The 260-nt window shown below is 61.9% G+C and carries 1 protein-coding gene; it reads right to left on the bottom strand.

All coding sequences use genetic code 11. The features are described from left to right. On the bottom strand, nucleotides 1–260 hold a 260-nt coding region (locus SB751_RS32300; protein ID WP_410749298.1), incomplete at both ends, for an HD domain-containing protein.

Raw genomic sequence — 260 nt, forward strand, 5'->3', positions numbered from 1 at the left:
CGGCGATCTCCGCCTTGGTCACGCCCTGGTCTTCGATCACGTCGTGAAGCAGCGCCGCCTGAATAGCCTGGGCGTCGAGCTTCCAGCCGGCGCAGATTTCCGCGACGGCGACGGGATGCGTGATGTAGGGTTCGCCACTCTGACGATATTGCCCGAGGTGGGCTTCGTCGCTGAAGTGAAACGCCGCTTTGACTTCCTTGATTTCCTCAGGGGTGAGGTAACCGGAAAGCGCCGCGGTCAGATTGGCGATGGAGACGACC

Source organism: Cupriavidus sp. SIMBA_020, from assembly GCF_046535395.1.
GTDB lineage: Bacteria > Pseudomonadota > Gammaproteobacteria > Burkholderiales > Burkholderiaceae > Cupriavidus > Cupriavidus campinensis.